Genomic DNA, 22,161 nt, shown 5'->3' with positions numbered 1-22,161 from the left:
GTCATGGTGTTATATACACCTGCCGAGGCCGGTTCTGTGAGGTTCCGGTGAAACAGGGTGGTACCACGGATGAAGCCCCGTCCCTGCTGTTCAAATTAACAGTATGGACGGGTTTTTAATTTGGGAAAAGGAAAGATTAAGATAAGTATAAAGAATGGGGAGGTAGGATAGATGAGAAAAATGACAGGTAATGAATTACGTAAAGCTTTTTTGGATTTTTTTGAAAGCAAAGGCCATCTGATTTTACCCAGTGCTTCGCTTGTTCCGAAAGATGATCCAACATTGCTCTGGATCAATGCCGGAATGGCGCCATTAAAGCCATATTTTGATGGACGAGCTGTTCCTCCAAAAAGAAGAATTTCTACTGCCCAAAAGTGTATCCGGACGAATGATATCGAAAATGTAGGTCGTACTGCCCGTCACCATACATTTTTTGAAATGTTGGGTAATTTCTCTTTTGGTGATTATTTCAAAGAAGATGCCATTAAATGGGCATGGGAATTTGTCACTGAAGTTCTTGAAATGCCGGAAGAGCGGCTCTGGGTTACTATCCATCCTGAGGATGAAGAAGCTTTTAAAATCTGGCATGAGCAGGTAGGGCTATCTGCTGAGAAAATTTTACGTGATGAGGAAAACTTTTGGGAGATAGGTACAGGAACAGGGCCATGCGGTCCATGTACAGAGATTCATTATGATCGCGGCCCGGAATTTGGCTGCGGTAAGCCGGATTGTGGAGTTCTTTGTGACTGTGACCGTTACTTAGAAGTATGGAATCTGGTATTTACCCAGTATAATCAGACAGAAGATGGTAAGTATTTACCTCTTCCACAGAAGAATATCGATACCGGAATGGGTTTGGAACGTGTAGCTTCCATTTTACAGGGTGTAAACTCAAATTATGAGACCGATCTGGTAAAGCCTGTTATAGATAAAGTTTATGAGATGACAGGTATTGATTACAATAAAGATGAGCAAGTGCGGACTGCATACCGGGTAATTGCTGATCATATTCGTGCGATCACCTTTGCTGTCAGTGATGGTGCTATGCCTTCTAACGAAGGCCGTGGTTATGTCATCCGCCGGATTCTTCGCCGGGCTGTCCGCTGGGGTCGGATTCTTGGCATAACTGAACCTTTCCTTTATAAATTGGTTCCTGTAGTTGTTAATATGATGGAAGAAGGATATCCTGAACTTAAAGAAAGAGAAGAACACGTCGTCCGTATTGTTCAGACTGAAGAAGAACGTTTTCAGGAGACATTGGATCAAGGTTTGCATATTTTAAGTCAGATGATGGCTGAACAAAAGAAAGCTGGTAGTAATGAGATTACCGGTGAGCAGGCCTTCAAACTATATGATACTTACGGTTTCCCACTGGATTTGACACAGGATATAGCTCAGGAAGAAGGATTTACTGTAGATGTGGATGGCTTCAAGGCTGCTATGGAAGAGCAGAGAGAACGGGCCAGGGCAGCTAGAGAAGAGTACGGCTTTGGCGATGCTGCTGCTGAGGTTTATAAAAAGATCCGTGAAGAAAAAGGTATCCCCGAATTTAGTGGTTATTCTTCATTAGAAGAAGAGACCGAAGTAATTGCTCTAGTTAAAGATGGTCGGTTGGTAGATAGCCTTTCAGCCGGGGAAGAAGGTCAGGTTGTTTTGAAGAAGACTCCATTCTATGCAGAGAGCGGTGGTCAGGTTGGTGATACCGGTCGGCTGGAGGGTGAAGGTATTACTGTTACTGTTACAAATACCCGTAAACTTGCAGAAGTTAATTTCAGTGAAGTTCTTGTTGAAGACGGTAATCTTAGGGTAGGTATGAAAGTAAAAGCTGTAGTAGAAGAAGTACTAAGAAAAGATACTGCGAGAAACCATAGTGCAACCCATATCCTTCATAAAGCTTTAAAGGAGATTTTAGGAGACCATGTAAACCAGGCTGGTTCTTTAGTTGAACCTACACGTCTTCGTTTTGACTTTACTCATTACCAGGCTTTAACTGATGATGAACTTAAGGCTATTGAAGAGAAAGTAAATGAAGAGATTCGTAAGAATCATCCTATTGAAACCACTGTTACCACTCTCGAAAAAGCTAAAGAGATGGGAGCTATTGCACTCTTTGATGAGAAATACGGTTCTGATGTTCGGGTAGTTTCCATTGGAGATTATAGTATGGAACTTTGTGGAGGTACTCATTTGAAGGCTAGTGGTGAAATTGGCCTCTTTAAGATCGTCAGTGAAACTGGAATTGCTGCTGGTACCCGCCGGATTGAAGCACTCACCGGTCGCCATGCATTAGATTATGTTACAAGAAGAGAAACTATTCTAAAAGAAGCTGCTGAAATAGTAAAAGCTAAACCGGATGAATTAGTAGAACGTCTGGAACGTCTGGTGGTTGAAATAAAAGAGAAGGATAAAGAGATCGATGCTTTGAAACAAAAACTTGCCGGTTCCCAGGTTGATGAGATTTTGAATCAGGTTAAGGAGATCAATGGTGTCAAATTCCTGGGTGCCAGGGTAGAGGGTATTGATGCCAGTGCTTTAAGGAATATGGGTGATGAGTTGAAGCAGAGATTGGGTTCTGGTGTTATTGTTCTGGCTTCTGATATGAAAGGAAAGGTTCTCTTTGTTGCCATGGTTACTGATGATCTGACTAAACGTTTCCACGCCGGTAAAATTATCGGTGAGGTTGCAAGAATTACCGGTGGTGGTGGAGGAGGAAGGCCGAATATGGCTCAAGCCGGTGGTAAAAATCCGGCTAAGATTAGTGAGGCTTTAAAGAAAGCTGAAGAGATAGTGATGCAGGGGTAATTAACAATAAACCTCACTCCTGAAAATGGAGTGAGGTTTATTTGGTTTTCGTCTAAATTAATGATGATTATACTGCAAAAAGCTAATTTTGAGCGACATAGAAATTTTTCGCCAAATCATCTTAGCGAGATTTCCGACGAAATAAGGCCTCATCACAGGAGGTGATGAGCTAATCAAGGGCCAGGAGGGCCCTTTGATTAGGAAGCCTTATTTCGGCGGAAATCGAGCTTTAGATGATTCGAAAAATTTCTCAAGAAGTGAAAAATTAGCTTTTTGCAGTTTAACCAAAGATAATTAGATCTTAAAAACATAGATTTTATTTTTAAGAAATATATAAAGATAGTTATTATGGATTATTAATCTACTAAATTCGTCATTTATCAGTTCTACAGTTTCTATTATTTTTTATTTGAACTATATTTACAGTTTTATTATTAATGCAAATTTTCTATTTCCTGTTTCTGCATAACTTAATATATATTGTAAGAGATTTTCTCTTTCAAATTTAGTATAAATTTGATTTTTAGCAAAATCATGAGAAAGGACTGCTTGATCATATGTTACGGTTAAAATTTGATCATCAAAAGTCATTTCGCGTGGATAGCTTATCTTCATTTTGAACAACTGATCTGATTGAGGTACTTAAATCAATTATTTTTTCTTTTACTGCTTGTTTTGAAGTATTTGCTGAATATATTGATATACCAATACTGATAAAAACAAAAATTATTATGAAACTGACAAGATAAAGGCGTTTCATTGAATAACCACCTATTACCAGGTTTCGTATTTGACATAATGGTGCCTGTGGTAGAATAAATTTTAACCAGTAGAAGTAGTAATTACTAAATGATATTCTCTTCATTTATAAATAATCCTCCTTTTCCAGGTACTACTGGAAAATTAGAATTTGATTATCAAATCCAGATATTAATCTTAAATACAACATTTATATTTATAGTATTATAATTGCTCAAAATTTTTTAAGCACTTACATGATTAAACTGCAAAGAGCTAATTTTAAGCGACATAGAAATTTTACGTTTAACTATCTTAGTGAGATTTCAGTCGAAATAAGGCCTCATTACAGGATGTGATGGGCTAGTTCTAAGGGCCGGAAGGGCCCATTGATTAGTGCGCCTTATTTCGACTGAAATTGAACTTTAGATGGTTAGGAAAATTAGCTTTTACAGTAAAATCTTACATATATTTTAAATTAAAAAGTCCTTTATGTGAATATGGGTAAGGATGAATTACTAATAATAAAGGAGTTGATGTTAATGAAACCATTTCGCTGTTAAATTTGTGGAGAGACCTATTTGGGGGCTAATCCTACAGATAGGTGTCCCTTCTGTGGTGCTGCAGGAAAAAATCTAGTACCTGCAGCAGAGTGGATTGACTATGTTGGTCTGAAGATTTCGGAAAGAAGTAGAGCTTTATTGAAGAAAGCTCTGAGTTTAGAGATTGATAATGCAAGTTTTTATAAAGCCTGTGCAAAGGCTGCTGAGACTCAAATTACGCAGGCCATCTTTAAACGACTCTCCAAGCAGGAATTAGAACACGCAGAAGTATTTGCGGATCTTTTGAGAATTGAAGAGCCTGAGATCTCTGAGGTAGAAGCTCCCGAAGCAGATGCCTATAAGTTTACTGAAGCCCACCGTCGAGAGCACCGGGCCATCAAGTATTATCTTCAGGCCGCCAGAGAAGCCAGAGAACCGCGTGTACAGGAAGTTTTCCGGGCCCTTTCGGAAGTTGAATCAGAACATCTGATTATTTCCAATATGTATAAATAAGAGATTTAACCTCACTCTAAACAGGGTGAGGTTTTTTGTAAGCTTTTTTCTCAAAATTTTTGATTTAGTTTAGTCAAAATATTAACATTATTGGAATAAATACGTTGTGTAGATTATGTAGAAATATTGTATAATAGCTTTGGTCTCAGAGAATAAATTTTTATAAAAAATTTTGCATAATTTCTCAGAATTTAACTTGGCATTTATCCGCAGGTAAATGGAGGAAAATAACTAATTAATGATTAAACTATAAAAAGCTAATTTTGAGCGACATAGAAATTTTTCGTTAAACCATCTTAGTGAGATTTTAATCGAAATAAGGCCTCATATGAGGATTGATTAGCTAATCAAGTGCCAAGAAGGCCCGTTGGTTAGTGTGCCTTATTTCGACTGAAAGCGAAAGTTAGATGGTTTAAAAAAATTTCTTTTTAAGTAAAAAATTTGCTTTTTGCAGTTTGATAATTAATAAAATAAAGATAATAAAGACAGTGCTAAAAACCCCTTTGCAGAATAGCTTGATAAATGGTATAATTAGTAAAGATAATAGAGATAAAGGTATCTGGCGATGAATAGCGAATATATAAAAAAGGGAGACTAAATTTTAGAACTTTAAAAGGTGGGATTCATATGAATAATAATTATAAGCAAGACCAGACAATGATGTTTAAAGTTAAAAAGGATGAGGAAGTCAGTGAAGTTGGTCGTGTTTTAAAACAGGTTTTTAATGCTTTAAAAGAAAAAGGATATAATCCAATTAACCAGATTGTTGGATATATTCTCTCTGGTGATCCTGCATATATTACCAGTTATAAGAATGCCCGGAGTTTAATCCGGAGTCTTGAACGGGATGAATTGATTGAAGAATTGGTACGTAGTTATCTGGAGAAGAATATGGAGTGAAGTGAATGAAAAAGGTATGGATTTTAACGTTGCTTGTAAGTCTTTTTTTTATCGATAGTGTTGGTCTGGCTGAAAAGCCTGGTAAGTTTGTTGTTTTGCTCTTAGACCAGCTCTCATTAAAAGAGATTAGCCAGTATGGAGGCAGTGAATTAATTGAGCTTTTCAATGAAAGTGCCCAGGCTTTGATGAATGTTCGTACTGACCAGGGGATTAATCCAGTTTATACATATCTGGCCTTTGGCGCAGGAAGCCGGGGCAAAAAATATGGAGCTGTTCCGGGGATGTTAGGTCAGTTACTTAAAGAAAATCATTATAGGGCTACTGTTTTTGGCAACAGCGATTTTGGAACTGAAGAGAGAAGACAGGTGGTGACCATTGTTATGGATAACAGTGGTCACTTTTTTTTTGGTGATGTAAGTAAAAAAATACTTTTAAGAGACTCCTTTTTTCCAGGGAAATTTCGGACTGATTATAAAAAACTGGCCCATCTCTTTATGGAAGCATATTCTGAATATGATCTGATCATTTTAGAGATCGGCGATATTGCACGTATTAAAACAGGTGTTAAAGAGAAAATATTTCCAGAAGATAATATTCTTATTAAAGAAACCCTGGCCCGTTTTGACTGGTTGCTTAAGAGAATAAAAGAGAAATTGGACTTAAGTAGGGATAAGTTGATGATAGTAGCCCCTACTCCTGATCCCTATGAGGTTAAAAGGGGGGCCAAACTCTCCTGGGTACTTCTTACCGGTGCTGGTGACGGGATTGGAGTATTGACTACAGGAACAACTAAGCGCCCGGAATTAGTTACCATCTCTGATCTTGCTCCTACCATTCTAAAACATTTTCATATTCCGACTCCTTCAGTAATGATGGGAAGACCGATTTATTCAATTCCGACAGTTCATGGTGGGTTGACCCGACTTTTAAATTTAAATGAGCAGATATATCGGACGTCAATATGGCGGCCCTGGTTTATAAAGGGATTTATTTTATTCCAGATTATACTTCTTTTATTGGCTGTCTTTACATTTTTTGGACGAAAATTTATTCCCGATTTCTGGTGGAAGATTATCATTAATCTGTTTTTGAGTATAATGTTGATTCCCGCATTCTTTTTACTCCTCTCACCATATCGAATTCCTGATTTCAGGATTTATTTGATTCTTTTTCTTGTACTGCTGGCATTTATAACCTGGCTTTTACAAAGATTTATTAAAGATCCCGTTTTTCATGTTATCTTAATTGCTATAGTTACCGTTTTGCTTTTGATCTTTGATATTTTAAGAGATACTCCCTGGATAGCCAGTTCTTTACTTGGATACTGCCCTATCATTGGAGCCAGATTTTATGGAATTGGTAATGAATTTATGGGAATTCTGATTGGAGGTACCCTGATTGGTTGGACCGGACTTCTTGATCGTTTTCGTTTACTTAAGGAACGAAGATTGGTTCTTACTCCTTACATTTTTGCCGGTGTAATGATGCTGATAGGTTTTCCAACATTGGGGGCCAATTTTGGAGGGGCTATTACTGCCAGTATTGCCTTTACCTTTAGCTATATTTTGCTTTTTGAAAAAGAAAAACGAATCAAAATTCTTCTCATCTCAGTTGGAGTAATTATTTTATTTTTTGGCATAGTTATCATAAGTGATACATATAGTTGGACAGGGGAACGTACCCATTTTGGACAGACAATTCGTCTGCTTAAAAGTCAGGGAATTCCTGCGCTTTTTGCTATTATTTCAAGAAAACTGAGTATGAATCTAAAACTTTTGCGCTGGACTATCTGGAGTAGGGTTTTATTGACATTTATCATCGTTCTTGCTCTTCTTTTCAAACGTCCGATGGGTGTGCTCTATGAACTAATTAAAGACTTACCATATTTCTCTCTGGGGTTTATTGGAATAATTTTAGGGAGTTTGGTTACGATGATGGTCAATGACTCAGGAGTGGTAGCTGCTGCGACTTTACTCTTTTTTGCTGTCCACCCTTTAATTTATTTAGTATTGTATAAACTGCAGCTTAATCAGGTTTAGAGAAATTTTTTTCTGAAAAATATAAAAAATTTTCGTGATGAGAAGGAGTTATATAATTTTTGGAGAAAAATGTAAAAAGATAAAACGTCCAGGGAGGTATGAAAAATGTTAAAAATTTTTCAACGTAAGAATAAATCCCAGGAGCATGATGGTTTTAAATATCGATTGGCCCTTGATATTGGTACAGAATTTTTAAAGGCTGTAATTGTGGAGTTCAATGGGGAGGAGCGGAACATTATAGGTTATAGTCGTGTTCAACAAAGATATGGTGATATGACAGGGGGAGCGATTGCCAATATTCAAGGAGTATTGGAGACTGCCAGAAAAGCTGTGGCTCTTGCGAAAGAAAATACACCCCATGAACCCTTTGATGCAGTGGTAGGAATTGCTGGAGAATTTGTCAAAGGTGTAGTGACAACTATAGAGGAGGAAAGGGAAGAACCCACAGTAGGTATAACTACAAAAGAACTGGAGATACTAATTGAAAAAGCCCAACAATTGGCATATAGTAGAGGGAAGGAAGAGTTGATTAAACAGACGGGAATAAAAAATTTAGAGATTGAACTGGTTAATACAGCTTTGGTGGAAGTAAAGATCGATGGCTATAAAGTATCCAATCCTTATCAATTTCAGGGTAAGAATATCTCTCTAAGTTTATTTAATACCTACGCTCCACTTGTTAATGTAGGGCCTTTAGCAACGGTTGTTGAAGGTCTAGGTTATCGGTTGTTGGGTACTATTGCAGAGCCGTATTCTATAGCTAATAGTATTTTAACTGATGAAGCTTATGAGTTTGGAGCAATTGTAGTTGATATAGGGGGAGGTACAATGGATGTGGCTTTAATCCGCAATGGTGGAATAGAGGGGACTGAAATGATTGCTATTGGAGGCCGTTCTTTTACACGGAAAATTGCCAGGGAATTAAATGTAACCTTAAAAGATGCGGAAGAGCTAAAACTTAAATATTCTAACGATGAGTTACCTTCTGATATGGACAGAGAGATATATGAAATGTTAGCTCCTGACTTACAGCTCTTATATGAGGGCCTGGAACTGGCTTTAAAGAATCTCTCCAAAGGAAATGCTTTACCCCCCGGATTTATTTCTGTGGAGGAGGTAGTGCACTTAAAGGGTTGGTGGAAGGGGTTAAAGAGCGGCGTATGTATGAACGACTTCCTTTTTTTAAAGAGCCGGAGATTTTTATGTTGAAAGCAGAGGAAATAACCAATATAAATGATCCGGATAGTCTGGTACAGGGAATAGAGAATGTTACACCGAGATGTCTTGCTTTACAGGCAGCCCTTTATCCTACTCAAAATCTATTAGACCGGAGGCTGGCATAAAAATAGCTTAACATACTCTTAGAGGAGTGATATAATGGAAATACGGGGTTATCGGGTTTTTTATCTTGATCCGGAAGAAGATATAAATAGTTTACTTTCTGAGTTGGGCAAAACCTCTGCAAAAAAAATTGCTCTTGTTGTTCATCAGCATTCTAATATTTTTTACAGCCGGATTAATATCCAGCTTCTTAAGAAGTATTTAAAAGATTGGGAGAAAGAATTAGCTTTTATTTCCGCAGAAATCCGGCTAATCCGCCTTGCTCTGGAGATGGATATAAAAGTCTATCCTGACCTTGAGGCCTTTAAGAAGGATGAACCTATTGAGGACATCAATGAACCTCTGGATACTTCTTTAAGTACAGATGAACTGCTTTCAAAGATAGATACTGAAGAGGATTATGAAGATAAACCCCCTATGTACCGGAGCAGGCGACGTAAAATGCGTTGGATTCAAAAGATTGTGGTTGTTATTTTTGCTGTCATTATTCTTTTTGGATTGGCCTGGGTTTATATAAATTTTCCCATTATTACAGTTGAGGTAAGTCCGACGATTAAAAAGTTAGAGAAAAGTTTTCAAATTACCTGTGAATATGGGTTAGAGCAGATTCGACCGGGTAGTAAAAAGATTCCGTTACATAATTTTAAATCTGATGTAACAGGAGATATTACGGTAGCCACAACAGGTCGCAGGCGGATTGGATTTACCCGGGCCCAGGGAGTAGTTCTTTTTATTAACAATCAAAAGCAGGCCGTTCAGGTTCCGGCAGGTACCATCGTTAAAACCGGAAATGGAATCAAATTTAAAACAGCCCAGGCGGTTACTGTACCTCCCGTTGAAGCAGAATATATGATGGAAGTTTTAGTTGGGATGAAGGCCGGAAAAGCAGAAGTAAATATTGTAGCTTTAGAACCTGGTACTCAGGGGAATGTTTCCAGTGGACGGATAAAATATTTTGATGGCAAAGATTATGGTTTACAGGTGGTCAATCCCGAGGCTACCCGGGGAGGTTCAGACAGGGAGGAGATGGTTGTATCCCAGGCAGACTTAGACCAGGCTATGAATGAATTGGAAAAGAAACTAAAAGAGATGCTTGTTGCTCAACTTGCCAAAGAGATAGGTTCTGATTATTTGGTCTTAAATGATACATTACGTTTTGATTTAAGTGGTGTTAAGGCTGATCACCATGTGGATGAAAAGGCTGAAGAGTTAACTGTAAGCGGTCAAATGGTTGCCTCAGGCTATCTTTTAATGAAAGATGATCTGGAATTGATAACTTCAGAACTTTATTTTTCTGATCTTCCTGATTTTTACAGACTTTACTCTAAAAATATTCAAATTTCTGAGTTGAACGCAGTATTACAGGAAGATGGGACAGTAAAGGTGAATTTAAAAGCTTCTGGTCAGGTTATTTATAAGGTTGAGCCAGAAAAGATTGCCCAACAATTAAAAGGGCAAACTGTTGAATATGCCAATGGGATTTTAAGTAAGATGAAAGAGATCAAATATTTCCGGATATTTGCTAACGGCCAATCCCGAATCCCCAAATTTACTTTTGCAATTCGGGTCGTGGTTCGCGATCCGACAGATTCTGAGGGAGGGAGTATCTAATTTGCGAATCATGGCATTAGACTATGGTGATAAAACCATTGGGGTTGCTGTAAGTGATGCATTAAAAATAACTGCTCAGGGAAAAGAGGTGATCCGACGCACTAATCTTAAAGCAGACCTTAAGCGTATTGCTGAAATTGTTGAAGAAGAAGAGGTTGAAAAAATTGTAGTTGGGTTACCGAAAAACATGAATGGTACTTATGGGCCACGGGCAGAAGCTACATTAAAATTTGTAGAAAAGTTAAAAAAACATTTTTCCATTCCTATAGATACCTGGGATGAACGTCTTTCTACCATGGAGGCTGAACGAACCCTCTTAGAGGGAGATTTAAGCCGTAAAAAGCGAAAAAAGGTGATAGATAAAATGGCAGCAGCCATTATTCTCCAGGGTTACCTGGAAAGATATTATCGATAGGGGTGAAAACAAATATGAGTGGTGTTGGAACATTTAATATTGATGTAGAAAGAGGATTTTTGATTTTGGAAGATGATGAAGGGCATCAGGAAAAGTTTTTGATTGAAGATGATGTGACAGTAGATGGAAAACGATATCTAATTCTCGTTCATGAAAAAGAGGTCAACTTAGGTGAATATATTGCTTTACGGGTTGAGATGGATGAAAGTGGTGAGGAGTATCTGGTTACCATTGAAGATGAAGATGAGCTAATGCGGGTTCAGGAAGCTTTAGATGAAATGGATGTAGAGATTGAGAATGATTGAGTTTATATAAAGTCGAATACCTTTCTCACTTTTTACAAAAAGGTGAGAAAGGTATTTTTTAGTATTTAGGATTATACTGCAAAAAGCTATTTTTTCGCTCCTTGAGAAATTTTTCGAACCATCTAAAGCTCGATTTCCGCCGAAATAAGGCTTCCTAATCAAAGGACCCTCCTGGCCCTTGATTAGCTCACCACCTCCTGTGGTGAGGCCTTATTTCGTCGGAAAACTCGCTAAGATGATTTGGCGAAAAATTTCTATGTCGCTCAAAATTAGCTTTTTGCAGTATACCTGAATCCGTGATTTTTAAAATTGAGTTAATTTTATATTTCTAACCTTAAATTATCTGGTAAACTCATTTTTTGATCAACCTTAATTATAATGTTTATTTTTTCTATAAAAAATGGAATTATGAAAGAGCCTTAGGTAGTAAAGCAGAAGAGACTAGTGCTGATCGTCAAAAATAATTCAGGATATAATAGATGAATTAACTTATTTAAGAGATGAATATGAATATAATTATGAAGACCCGGAAAAAGTAAATAAACTTGATGAGGTTTTGAACGAATTGGACAGAAGGAAGATAAAAAATTCTTGTTCAGCCGAAGTTTGAAGAATTTAATTCTTCCCGGCTAAAATTGGTTTGTGTGAATGTAGAAAGTTGAATCATTTTTTATCTTTTACCATTCTGCAAGATAGCAGAATGGCAAAAATTTTGTTATAATATCGTTTGATAAATAGCACTAATTTCAGTTATAATAAAAGTACTGGATTCTCTGTAGAAAAAAAAGGGGGGAAATCCCTTGACTCAAATATCTTTTGATATTCAGCAGGATGTAAAAAAGATAATAGGCTTATTATTGGTTCTGATAGCTATGTTAGCAGGAATAATCTTTTATGTGGAGTATCAGGTTGGTCCGATAGATTATTTTTCGCCCCATGTTGTAGAAGTGGAAATTCCAACCGGTAGTAGTGTGATCCAGATTGCTCAAATCTTAGAGGATGCAGGATTGGTGCGCAAAGCCGAATATTTTACAGCACTCTGCCGATTCATGGGTGTAGAAGGTAAAATGAAAGCAGGTTATTATGAATTTAATACCGGTATGTCAGTTAAGGAGATGATTGAAAAGATCGTATCTGGTGAGGTAGCCACTTATAAATTGACAATTCCTGAAGGATTAACAGTTAAAGAGATGGCACCTTTTATTGAAAAAAAGACGGGGATATCTACTGAAGAATTTTTAAAGGCAGCCAGGGAATTTAAACTGGATTTTTTACCTGAACGGGAAGATGTGGAATTTCAGGTGGAAGGTTTTCTATTTCCTGATACCTATTATGTTCCCGTTAAAGCAACTGCCAGGGATTTGATTCAAATTATGGTAAACCGTTTTAAAAAGGTGGTTGGCATAGAACCTGTAGAAGTTCGTGGACGGACTCTTTCTATCTTAGAACTTATTACCATTGCTTCTTTGATTGAAGAAGAAGCAAAATTAGATGGGGATCGTCCATTGGTCAGTGGGGTTATTTATAATCGTCTGGAAAGGGGAATGAAACTTCAGCTTTGTGCCAGTGTGCTATACGTATTGGGAGAAAAGAAAGAGAGACTTTCATTGGCAGATACAAAGATTGATTCCCCATATAATACTTATCAAATTTTGGGATTACCGCCTGGGCCAATTTCCAATCCGGGCTTGAAGTCCATTAAGGCTGCTTTAAATCCTGAGGAAAGTGATTATCTTTTTTATTTTGCTCTGCCAGATGGAACCACCTATTATTCCAAAACCTATGAAGAACATCTGCGGGCAGTAAAAAAATACCTGGATTAATTTTTGGGGATACTAAGAGGTAAGTGAAGTTGAGGGAGTGGAGTTATGAGCGAATTTATAACTGATTGGTTACAGAAATTTTTAAAAGATACGGTGCCGCCGCGTGATCCCCTTTTAAAAAAGCTGGAGGAGCAGGCGGCCTGTGAACATATTCCTATCATTTATCCAGAAGTGGGACAGTTTTTATACTTTTTAATTCGGCTTCAAAAGCCCAAATCTATTCTGGAAGTGGGTACGGCCATCGGTTATTCTACCATCTGGATGGCCAGGGCTGCCGGACCCGAAACGCAGATTAAAACCATTGAGATTAATGAAGATAGGGCTTATCAGGCCTGGCTTAATTTTAAAGAAGCCGGTATTGAGAAGCAGATACAGAGTATCGTGGGAGATGCCATTGATATGATCGGCAAACTGGATACTTCTTTTGATTTAATCTTTTTGGATGCGGCGAAAGGTCAGTATTTAAACTTTTTTAAAGAAGTCATTGACCTTCTCAATCCAGGAGGATTAATTGTGGCTGATAATGTGTTATTGAACGGTTGGGTAGCAAATCATAAGTTAATTCCCCATCGCCGGATGAAGACTATGGTGAACAGGATGACCGATTATATAAAATTGGTGATGAACCATCCAGAATTGACTTCAGCAATTGTACCTATTGGTGATGGAATGGCATTGAGTTTAAAGGAAGTGAGGAAAAGATGAAAAAACCTGAAGTACTGGCGCCTGCCGGCAATTTAGAAAAACTTAAGGTAGCTGTTCTTTATGGCGCTGATGCTGTCTATTTGGGAGGACAGGCTTTTAATTTACGTGAAGGTGCTGATAATTTTACTATAGAAGAGATGAAAGAAGGTCTGGAATTTGCTCATAAAAGAGGTGTAAAAGTTTATGTGACGGTAAATATTATTCCGCACAATCGGGATTTTGCTAATCTGCCTACATATTTAAAACAATTGGCTGATCTTGGTGTGGATGCTGTTATCGTCTCTGATCCGGGAATTTTGACTATGGTTAAAGAGGTTATTCCCGGGATGGAAATTCATTTAAGTACTCAGGCCAATGCCGTTAATTGGCGGAGTGTCAAATTCTGGCATGAACAGGGTGTGGATAGGGTGATCCTGGCCCGTGAACTTTCTTTAAAAGAAATTAAAGAGATCAGAAAAAAGGTTCCTGAGGTAGGACTTGAAGCTTTTGTGCACGGAGCTATGTGTATCTCTTATTCCGGTCGCTGTTTATTGAGCAATTATATGGCTAACCGGAATGCTAATTTGGGTAAGTGTGCTCAATCATGTCGCTGGAAATATGCTCTGGTAGAGGAAAAACGTCCGGGCCATTATTATCCCGTCTTTGAAGATGAACGGGGTACATATATTTTTAATTCCAAAGATCTTTGTATGATCGAATATATTCCTCAATTGGTTCAATCAGGTCTGGATAGTTTTAAAATAGAAGGCCGAATGAAAAGCCTTCATTATGTAGCTACTGTTACCTATGTTTACCGTCAGGCTGTGGATCGGTATGTAAAAGACCCGGAAAATTACGAATTTGATCCTATCTGGCTTGAAGAACTCAAAAAAGTAAGCCACCGTCATTATACCACCGGGTTCTATTTTGATCCACCGGGGCCAGAGGATCATAATTATGAAACCTCTGCTTATGTTCGCAACTACGATTTTATGGGATTTGTTCGTGATTATCTTCCTGAAACCAAAGAGGCAGTGGTTGAGGTCAGGAGCAAATTTTTCAAAGGTGACCGGGTTGAAATTTTTGGACCCCAAACCAGGGTATTTACCACCGAACTTACCTATATTAAAGATGAAGATGATAATGAGATTGAGGAAGCGCCACATCCTCATCAAATAATCCGGATTCCGGTAAAATATCCGGTGAAGCGATTTGATATGGTACGGCGTGAGAAACCGGAGCGTGAGGCAGATTAGATTTCAGTCAGAAATTATCATTTGAAGACAGGCACTATTTTCTATACCTCCTCATATGATACTATTAGAGCTATTAGGAGGTGTAGATATGGTGCTTTTTTTGCTGACCATATTAGGTCTTTCTTTGTTTGAAGGAATTTTATTGTTAGTTTCATATATAGCTAATAATGTTTTTCCACAGCCTTTATCTCAAAAAGAAGAACAGGAATGTTTAGAAAAGATGAAAAAAGGGGATCTTAAAGCCCGTAATATTCTGATTGAACATAATCTTCGTCTGGTTGCTCATATTGTTAAAAAATTTGAGAATACCAGAGAAGAAACAGAGGATTTGATCTCTATTGGTACAATAGGTTTAATTAAAGCTATCCAGACATTTGATAATAAAAAAAATACCAGATTGGCTACTTATGCTGCCCGCTGTATTGAAAATGAAATTCTAATGCATTTACGCTCTATCAAAAAATTACAGGGCGAAATGCTAATACATGAGCCTGTTGGCTCTGATAAAGAGGGAAATGAGATAACTTTGATGGACATTTTAGGAACTGAACCTGATATGATCTGTAACCGGGTTCAATTAAACTTAGATGAGGAAAAACTCTATGACCTTTTAAAAGAACTGGACTACCGCGAGCGGGTAGTAATTATAATGCGTTATGGACTTAAAGATGGGGAACGATATACCCAGCGGGAAATAGCCAAAAGATTGGGCATATCCAGATCCTATGTTTCCCGAATTGAAAAAAAAGCTGTTCAAAAGTTGGTAAAGAAATTTAAAAAAGAGGGCTAATAAAATAGCATTTTTTCTCTTTCTTTTTATGTATAAATATGTTATAATTTAATCGATGAAGGGTATTGAAATAATTAACTTATGTAGAGGTGAATGGAAGTTGTTTAAATATCTGTGTCCAGATCTGTTTATAGCAAATATTTTAGAAATTAAGCCTGTATATTTGAAAGAGATGGGAGTAAAAGGAATAATTTGTGATCTGGACAATACCATTATTCCGTGGGATGAGGAATTTTTGAGTGAGGAGATGATAAACTGGGTTATAAGTCTAAAAAAAGATGGAATTCGCTTCTGTCTCCTTTCCAATAGTCTTCATAATCGAGTTAATAGTATTGCACAGAAACTGGCTATTGATGCAGTACCTGCTGCTGGCAAACCTCGTAAAAAAGCTTTTTTAAAAGCAATAGATAAGCTTCAGCTGAGCAAAGAAAAGATTTTAGTTGTGGGTGACCAACTTTTTACTGATATTCTGGGTGGTAAGCGGTTAGGTTTAAAAACTATTCTGGTAAAACCGATGTCAGAAAAAGAATTTTTCTGGACACGTTTTATGAGGCGTTTAGAAAAATGGGTACTTGATAAATTGGAATATAAAGGTATATTAGGAATAAACGATCAAGATTAATTATGATTGTTTCAATATTTTTATAGATAAATTATAACACCTTGACCACCTGGTTGATGGTTATTCTATTTTGGATAGTTTTTTTTGAAAATGGACAATCTAATTATGTCTGGAAGGGGGTTTTGTTATGAAACCTTTGCTTCGTTTTTTCTTTTGTCTGGGTATAGTATTTCTGGTATTTGGACTCTGTTATGCAGAGGAGACCCGGATGATAGAGTTTGGTACACGAATATTGAAATATAAAAATGAGGGGCCTGATGTAGCCATTTTACAGTTCCGTTTACAAGAAGCAGGCTATTATCATGGAAGAATTGATGGTATATTTGGTAAAATGACGGAAAAAGCAGTGCGTGAATTTCAAAAGGATAATGGGCTTATAGTTGATGGTGTAGTTGGCCCACAGACATATAAAGCTTTACCAAAATCGGACAAGTATCCTACACGGGGCCAATTTTCCTGGGAAGATTTAATCTTTCTTGCCAGGGTAATTCATGCTGAAGCCCGGGGAGAGCCTTTTAAGGGACAGGTAGCAGTAGGAGCTGTGATTTTAAATCGGGTTGATAGTAAGCTTTTTCCAAACACTATTCGGGAGGTAATTCTTCAGGATGGTCAATTTTGCAGCCTTATAGATGGACAGGTTCATCTTTATCCCAGCAATACTGCTATTGAAGCAGCCAAAGCAGCCATTTTGGGTTATGACCCAACCTATGGTGCTTTATTCTTTTATAATCCACGGATTGCTAAGCGAACCTGGTTAGCAACAAGGCCGGTTTCAACCCGGATTGGCGCTCATGTTTTTGCTTATTAGAATTATGGACAAATTGTATTTAGCTTTAAAAATGCTGAACTAAGAAATTGGTTCAGCATTTTTTATTTGACCAGGTGAGGAGATTGAACTTTCATATCGGAAAGGAGTTTAGTTTAAGTTTAATTATTCCAAAATTAAAGGGAAAATATTATTTATAAAGAAATGATTAAACTACAAAAAGCTAATTTTGAGCGATATAGAAATTTTTCGTTAAACCATCCTTAGTGAGATTTCAGTCGAAATAAGGCCTCATTACAGGATGTGATGAGCTAATCAAGTCACTGAAATCGAACTTTAGATGGTTCGAAAAATTTCTTTTAAAGCGAAAAATTAGCTTTTTGTAGTAAAATCAGAAATATGAAAACATGAAAGGATTTTAAAAATTAATTTGAGAGGGGCGAAAGTGAATGAAAGAAGTCTGCTATCATGGTTCATTTCAAAGGTTTTACTCTTTTGATTTTTACCATCATCCTAATTCAATCATGGTAAATATGAAAAAGAAAGGAGCAAAAGTCTATGATTTTACGGGATCCCATTCATGGTGACATATCCTTTACCGACAGAGAAGTACAGGTAATAGATACATATGAAGTTCAGCGGTTAAGGGGTCTTAAGCAGTTAGGTACTGCTAATTTAGTATATCCGGGCTGTGTTCATACCCGGTTTGATCATTCTCTGGGTACCGCCCATACGGCGAAAAAAATTTTGCAGGCACTCCGCTGGAACGGTCATACAATTGATCCTGAAATTGAAGAGATTATTACGATAGGGGCCATTCTCCACGATATTACCCATTTACCCTATGGTCATACTTTAGAAGATGAACGACAAATTTTTCCCCGCCACGATTCTAGAAACCGCTATGAAAAGTTGATAGACAGTGGTGAAGTAGGAAAGGTATTGGAGAGATTAAACTTAAAGGAAAAAGTGATGGCTATATTAACGGGAAGTGGTGAATCTAAATATTTTCCCAAATGGGCTAGAGATATTATTAGCAGTACACTGGATGCTGATGTGTTAGATTATCTTAAACGGGATGCTTATTTTGCTGGTATTGCTCATGATTATGATGAACGGGTTTTTAGCTATTTTACTATTTTAAATGATCAACTGGCCTTGAATATGGTCAAACACGGAATGGATCGGTTGGATGCCCGCTCTGAGATCTTGCATCTTTTACGGTTCAGGTATTTTATGATGGAAAGGGTATATACTCATCATACTAAAATTATTGCTGGTGCTATGATTGCTAAAGCTGTTGAACTGGCTGTTGACTATGGTCTTACAGAAGATGATCTTTTACGATGCAATGATTATACTTTATTGGAAAAGTTAAAGGAGATTGGTCAAGAAGAGAATGATTCTCGGATCTTAGATTTGGTGCGGCGCTTTGAGTCAAGGCGTTTTTTAAAACGGGCATATGTTCTCTCGGCAGGGCAGTTAGGGCGGAAAGAGAGACGGGATTTGATTAAAATTTATACTGGCCCGGGTGGTGATAGAGCCAGGGCTGAAGAGGAACTGGCAAACGAGTTGGGAATATCAGCAGCCGAGGTTTTGATTTACTGTCCTAACGAGTGGGTAATGAAAGAATCTGCTGCCCTGGCCCGAACGAGTTTAGGAATTCACCGCCTGAATGAACCGCGCATAAATCCGCCGGTAGATGTAAAAGTGCTAGAGGATCAGTATGAGAATCTTTGGCGGTTTTATGTCTGTGTACCTCAGGAGGTGGTATATCGTGCTGGAAAACTCTGTGTAAAATATTTTGGGTTTGATAATGAATTTATTTTGCAGAGTTAAATAGAAATATAAAATTGCAATTGAGTAAAAATTAAAAAAGAGTCGAAAAGAACTATATATAATTGGTTATTTTTATCAATAGTTTATTTGGTTACTTTATTTGAGTAACCTGAGCTTGTTGACAAACCTTTCTTTTTTAGAGACTTGCCCGTGCACTGTCAGAAAAACTAAATATAATTTCTGAAACGTATAAATCAAGGCTTAAAGCCAGGATGGCGGAAGTCTTGACTTTTAAGGACGCGCAGCCAGGATGGCGAAGCATCCGGTAGCAGAAGAAATTATATTTGGTTTTTTTGTTCCTCTGTGGGAGCAAGTTATGTGCACCACTCCTTTTTCAACAGCCTGTGGTTACTCTATTTGAGTAACCTTTTTCTTTTTGGGTCTATAATTAATGTTGTGAAGAAAAAATTATAAAAAATAAAAAGGCATTTGCTGGCTCCGTTGAATTAATTAAGTTGCGAACTAAAAACCAAAGAAAGGAGTCCAGCAAATGCAATATAATAATATCATAAAATTTCTTGATTTGCCAGACATTATTGCAACTGAAATTATTTCAACGGAGGACAGATATATTTTTATTGCTGAAGCAAAGAAAAATCACATTGTGTGTCCTCAGTGTGGTAATATCATTAATAAAATCCATGATACAAAATGGCAAAATATTAGAGACATCCCCATAAGAGGTAAACTAGTAATCATTAGACTTCTAAAGAAAAGATATCGTTGTCCTTATTGTCATAAGAGGGGCATCCCTGAAAAATATGAAAGTATTGATAAATATGCCCGTAATACCAAACGCTTTGATAAATGTCTTGCTAAAGAAACTGTCAGCAAGGATTATTCTAAAGTTGCTAGAGAAAACGGGTTAAGTTATACAGCTGTTAATAATGCAGTTAAAAAAGTAATTGACCCTCTTATCAAACAACAAGTTTCAAAACTTAGTCAATTAAAAGCCATCAGTATCGATGAATTTGCAGTTTTAAAACGCCATAAATATGGAGTTAGCATTACAGATCCAATTAATCGGGAGTTAATTGACATTTTACCTACTCGCAAAAAGGATGATTTAATTAACTACTTTAATTGTTGGGAAGATGAGCAAAGACGACAGATTCAATCAATCTCTATGGATATGTGGCGGCCGTTTAAAGCAGTAGCAGATGCAGCATTTACTCATGCAAAAATTGTTATAGATAAATTTCACCTTGTAACTTTAATGAACAGAGCCCTTGATGAAGTTAGAAAACAAGTTCAACAAACAGTAAATAATCATCAGAGAAGAAAGTTTTTTCAAAGTCGTTTATTACTCCAAAAACGAGCTGAAGAATTGACAGATGAAGAACATGAAAAGCTCATCAAATTATTTGAACTCAGTCCAGCTCTAGAAAAGGCCTGGGAATTAAAAGAGGAATTCAGAGACCTATTGCAGCTAGATAATGTGAAAGAAGCCACCAGAGCTCTAAAAAGGTGGTATAAAGAAGTAATAAAAAGCAAGCTGATGCCTTTTTACCAGGTAAAAAAGATAATACAAAGATGGGAAGGAAAAATACTAAATTATTTTAAGACTAAGATAACCAATGGCTTTGCTGAGGGTATCAATAACAAGATTAAATTGATCAAAAGGATTGGATATGGTGTTCCAAATGTTATGAATCTAAGGAGAGGAGTATTTAATGTAATGTTAAGTTATTAAATTTAAATGTTTATTTCAAAATCAATTTACCAATCAATTCAACGGAGCCAACTTATCTTTCACAACATTTGACGGAGAGCCTTCTTTTTTTATAAAAAAGAAAGAAAAATATATATACGGAAAAGACAAAAAAAAATCAAAACAAGACAGATTCTAGAAGGAAATTTCGAAATATTATCGAAATATGATATATACTTAAAACAACAAAGTATAGATTAATTAAAAGAAATTACAAAAATATAAATATGCTTTTAATAAACATATTATTCAGTATAAATATACATAAATTATAAATAAGTAGATTTAATTCTTTTTTATTAAATCCAAATTCTTTCATTTGAAGTATTTTTTATTAAATAAAATAATAAAAATATTAAAAAATTGAAAGGAGTGTTATTTATGCGTCGAAAAATTGTTGGATTGGTTGGGGTTGTAATTTGTCTTGTATTGTTAAGTGGGGGGGTTTTTGCAGCAAATAAAGAGTTAAGAATTTTAACCTGGAAGGCTTATTATAATCCTGAGGTAATTGAAGATTTTGAACAAACCTATGATGTGGATGTTGTTATTGATGATTATCTCAGTATTGATGTAATGCGGGAAAAATTATATTCAAATTCAGAAAATTATGACATACTTATTACTGCTGAATGGGTAGTTCCTGATTTGATTAGAGATGGTATGCTTGAAAAACTGGACAAATCTAAACTTAATAATTTTAATAATATTCATCCATGGTTTGTTGATCTTCCTTTTGACAAGGGCAATCAATATACTATCCCTTATTTTTATACTTATTTAGGTCTGGTTTATAATAAAGAAAAGTTAAGTGCTAAAGATGTTACTTTACAAAGTATTTTTGAACCAGGTCCAGAATTACAGGGAAGGATTGCTTTTTATCCAAATGCTAGAGTTATTATTGGTCTGGCTTTAAAATATATTGGTAAATCAGTAAATAGCAAAGATCCTAAAGATCTTGAATTAGTTAAAATTTTGTTATCTAATTTAAGAAAAAATGCACTTTCCAATTCATGGGATTTAACACGTCCTGTGGTTGATCCAGGTATTTCTCTGATACAAGGTAAAGCTGATTTGGCATTATTTTATGCCAATGAAAAATTTGTTACTGAATTTTTAGGTATGGTTGGTCCACTTGGTTTTAAAATGCCAGAAGAAGGTGGAATTATTGCTACTGATAATATGATGATTGTTAGTAATGCTAAAAATAAAGAAATGGCTTATAAATTTCTTGATTTTATGATGAATCCTGAAAATGCTGCCAAACAAGTAACTGCAATTGGTTTGGCAATACCTATTGTAGGAGTAGAGAAATTGCTTGACCCAGAGTTGGCTAAAAATTTATATCTTACAACATCTATTTTGAAAAAATTCGAATTTTTAAATCCAATTACTCCTGAAGAATTAGAAGTTTATATGAGTTTATGGAAGGAAATAGAGTAAATTAAGTAAGCTTTTGTAGGAGGT

19 protein-coding genes are annotated in these 22,161 nt (G+C 36.5%); 18 read left to right on the top strand and 1 reads right to left on the bottom strand.

The annotated features are described in order from the left end of the window. The first annotated feature begins 180 nt into the window (after nucleotides 1–180). Entirely contained in the window at nucleotides 181–2,802 is a 2,622-nt protein-coding gene (gene alaS, locus BBF96_RS09740) for an alanine--tRNA ligase (protein ID WP_127018239.1), read from the top strand. A gap of 580 nt (nucleotides 2,803–3,382) precedes the next feature. Here alaS and BBF96_RS16445 read toward each other — a convergent pair. Then, on the bottom strand, nucleotides 3,383–3,562 hold the full coding sequence (locus BBF96_RS16445; protein ID WP_164730995.1) for a hypothetical protein: 180 nt from the start codon (nucleotides 3,560–3,562) through the stop codon (nucleotides 3,383–3,385). 559 nt (nucleotides 3,563–4,121) lie between these two features. On the opposite strand from BBF96_RS16445, the gene BBF96_RS09730 reads away from it, so the two are divergent. The 17 genes from BBF96_RS09730 to BBF96_RS09655 all read left to right on the top strand — a co-directional run bounded on the left by BBF96_RS09730 (nucleotide 4,122) and on the right by BBF96_RS09655 (nucleotide 22,137). Then, nucleotides 4,122–4,595: a ferritin-like domain-containing protein gene (locus BBF96_RS09730; RefSeq protein ID WP_205665614.1), complete on the top strand. Its 474-nt coding sequence runs from the start codon at nucleotides 4,122–4,124 to the stop codon at nucleotides 4,593–4,595. Between the two features lie 627 nt (nucleotides 4,596–5,222). Beyond that, nucleotides 5,223–5,495 carry an IreB family regulatory phosphoprotein gene (locus BBF96_RS09725; protein ID WP_127016967.1) on the top strand — a complete coding sequence of 91 codons (273 nt, stop codon included), beginning with the start codon at nucleotides 5,223–5,225 and terminating at the stop codon, nucleotides 5,493–5,495. Between the two features lie 5 nt (nucleotides 5,496–5,500). Continuing rightward, on the top strand, nucleotides 5,501–7,534 hold the full coding sequence (locus tag BBF96_RS09720; protein WP_127016966.1) for an alkaline phosphatase family protein: 2,034 nt from the start codon (nucleotides 5,501–5,503) through the stop codon (nucleotides 7,532–7,534). A 105-nt stretch (nucleotides 7,535–7,639) separates the two neighbouring features. Further along, nucleotides 7,640–8,743, top strand: a complete 1,104-nt coding sequence (locus tag BBF96_RS09715) for a cell division FtsA domain-containing protein (RefSeq protein WP_236777804.1) — start codon at nucleotides 7,640–7,642, stop codon at nucleotides 8,741–8,743. After that, nucleotides 8,740–8,877 carry a hypothetical protein gene (locus BBF96_RS16920; RefSeq protein ID WP_236777803.1) on the top strand — a complete coding sequence of 46 codons (138 nt, stop codon included), beginning with the start codon at nucleotides 8,740–8,742 and terminating at the stop codon, nucleotides 8,875–8,877. The genes BBF96_RS09715 and BBF96_RS16920 overlap by 4 nt, the downstream gene beginning before the upstream one ends. A gap of 34 nt (nucleotides 8,878–8,911) precedes the next feature. Continuing rightward, on the top strand, nucleotides 8,912–10,486 hold the full coding sequence (locus BBF96_RS09710) for a baseplate J/gp47 family protein (protein ID WP_127016965.1): 1,575 nt from the start codon (nucleotides 8,912–8,914) through the stop codon (nucleotides 10,484–10,486). Between the two features lies 1 nt (nucleotide 10,487). Next, nucleotides 10,488–10,901, top strand: coding sequence for a Holliday junction resolvase RuvX (ruvX, locus tag BBF96_RS09705; RefSeq protein ID WP_127016964.1), 414 nt, complete (start codon nucleotides 10,488–10,490; stop codon nucleotides 10,899–10,901). Between the two features lie 14 nt (nucleotides 10,902–10,915). After that, complete coding sequence (locus tag BBF96_RS09700) at nucleotides 10,916–11,206, top strand: DUF1292 domain-containing protein (protein WP_127016963.1); 291 nt, start codon at nucleotides 10,916–10,918, stop codon at nucleotides 11,204–11,206. A gap of 800 nt (nucleotides 11,207–12,006) precedes the next feature. Beyond that, complete coding sequence (gene mltG / locus BBF96_RS09695) at nucleotides 12,007–13,029, top strand: endolytic transglycosylase MltG (RefSeq protein ID WP_127016962.1); 1,023 nt, start codon at nucleotides 12,007–12,009, stop codon at nucleotides 13,027–13,029. Nucleotides 13,030–13,074: 45 nt separating this feature from the next. After that, entirely contained in the window at nucleotides 13,075–13,734 is a 660-nt protein-coding gene (locus BBF96_RS09690) for an O-methyltransferase (RefSeq protein ID WP_127016961.1), read from the top strand. Continuing rightward, on the top strand, nucleotides 13,731–14,969 hold the full coding sequence (locus BBF96_RS09685; RefSeq protein WP_127016960.1) for a peptidase U32 family protein: 1,239 nt from the start codon (nucleotides 13,731–13,733) through the stop codon (nucleotides 14,967–14,969). The genes BBF96_RS09690 and BBF96_RS09685 overlap by 4 nt, the downstream gene beginning before the upstream one ends. A gap of 88 nt (nucleotides 14,970–15,057) precedes the next feature. Next, nucleotides 15,058–15,759 carry an RNA polymerase sporulation sigma factor SigK gene (sigK, locus tag BBF96_RS09680; protein WP_127016959.1) on the top strand — a complete coding sequence of 234 codons (702 nt, stop codon included), beginning with the start codon at nucleotides 15,058–15,060 and terminating at the stop codon, nucleotides 15,757–15,759. Between the two features lie 100 nt (nucleotides 15,760–15,859). Then, a complete protein-coding gene (locus tag BBF96_RS09675) occupies nucleotides 15,860–16,381 on the top strand; it encodes a YqeG family HAD IIIA-type phosphatase (RefSeq protein WP_164730994.1) in 522 nt (173 codons plus the stop codon). 127 nt (nucleotides 16,382–16,508) lie between these two features. After that, a complete protein-coding gene (locus tag BBF96_RS09670; protein WP_127016957.1) occupies nucleotides 16,509–17,189 on the top strand; it encodes a cell wall hydrolase in 681 nt (226 codons plus the stop codon). 516 nt (nucleotides 17,190–17,705) lie between these two features. Continuing rightward, on the top strand, nucleotides 17,706–18,986 hold the full coding sequence (locus tag BBF96_RS09665; RefSeq protein ID WP_127016956.1) for an HD domain-containing protein: 1,281 nt from the start codon (nucleotides 17,706–17,708) through the stop codon (nucleotides 18,984–18,986). A 490-nt stretch (nucleotides 18,987–19,476) separates the two neighbouring features. After that, nucleotides 19,477–20,679 carry an ISL3 family transposase gene (locus BBF96_RS09660; protein WP_127016955.1) on the top strand — a complete coding sequence of 401 codons (1,203 nt, stop codon included), beginning with the start codon at nucleotides 19,477–19,479 and terminating at the stop codon, nucleotides 20,677–20,679. A gap of 399 nt (nucleotides 20,680–21,078) precedes the next feature. Next, nucleotides 21,079–22,137, top strand: a complete 1,059-nt coding sequence (locus BBF96_RS09655) for an ABC transporter substrate-binding protein (protein WP_127016954.1) — start codon at nucleotides 21,079–21,081, stop codon at nucleotides 22,135–22,137. The last annotated feature ends 24 nt before the right edge of the window (nucleotides 22,138–22,161 follow it).

It is taken from the genome of Anoxybacter fermentans (assembly GCF_003991135.1).
Classification (GTDB): Bacteria; Bacillota; Halanaerobiia; order DY22613; family DY22613; genus Anoxybacter; species Anoxybacter fermentans.
This window is presented reverse-complemented; position numbering and strand designations above follow the sequence as displayed.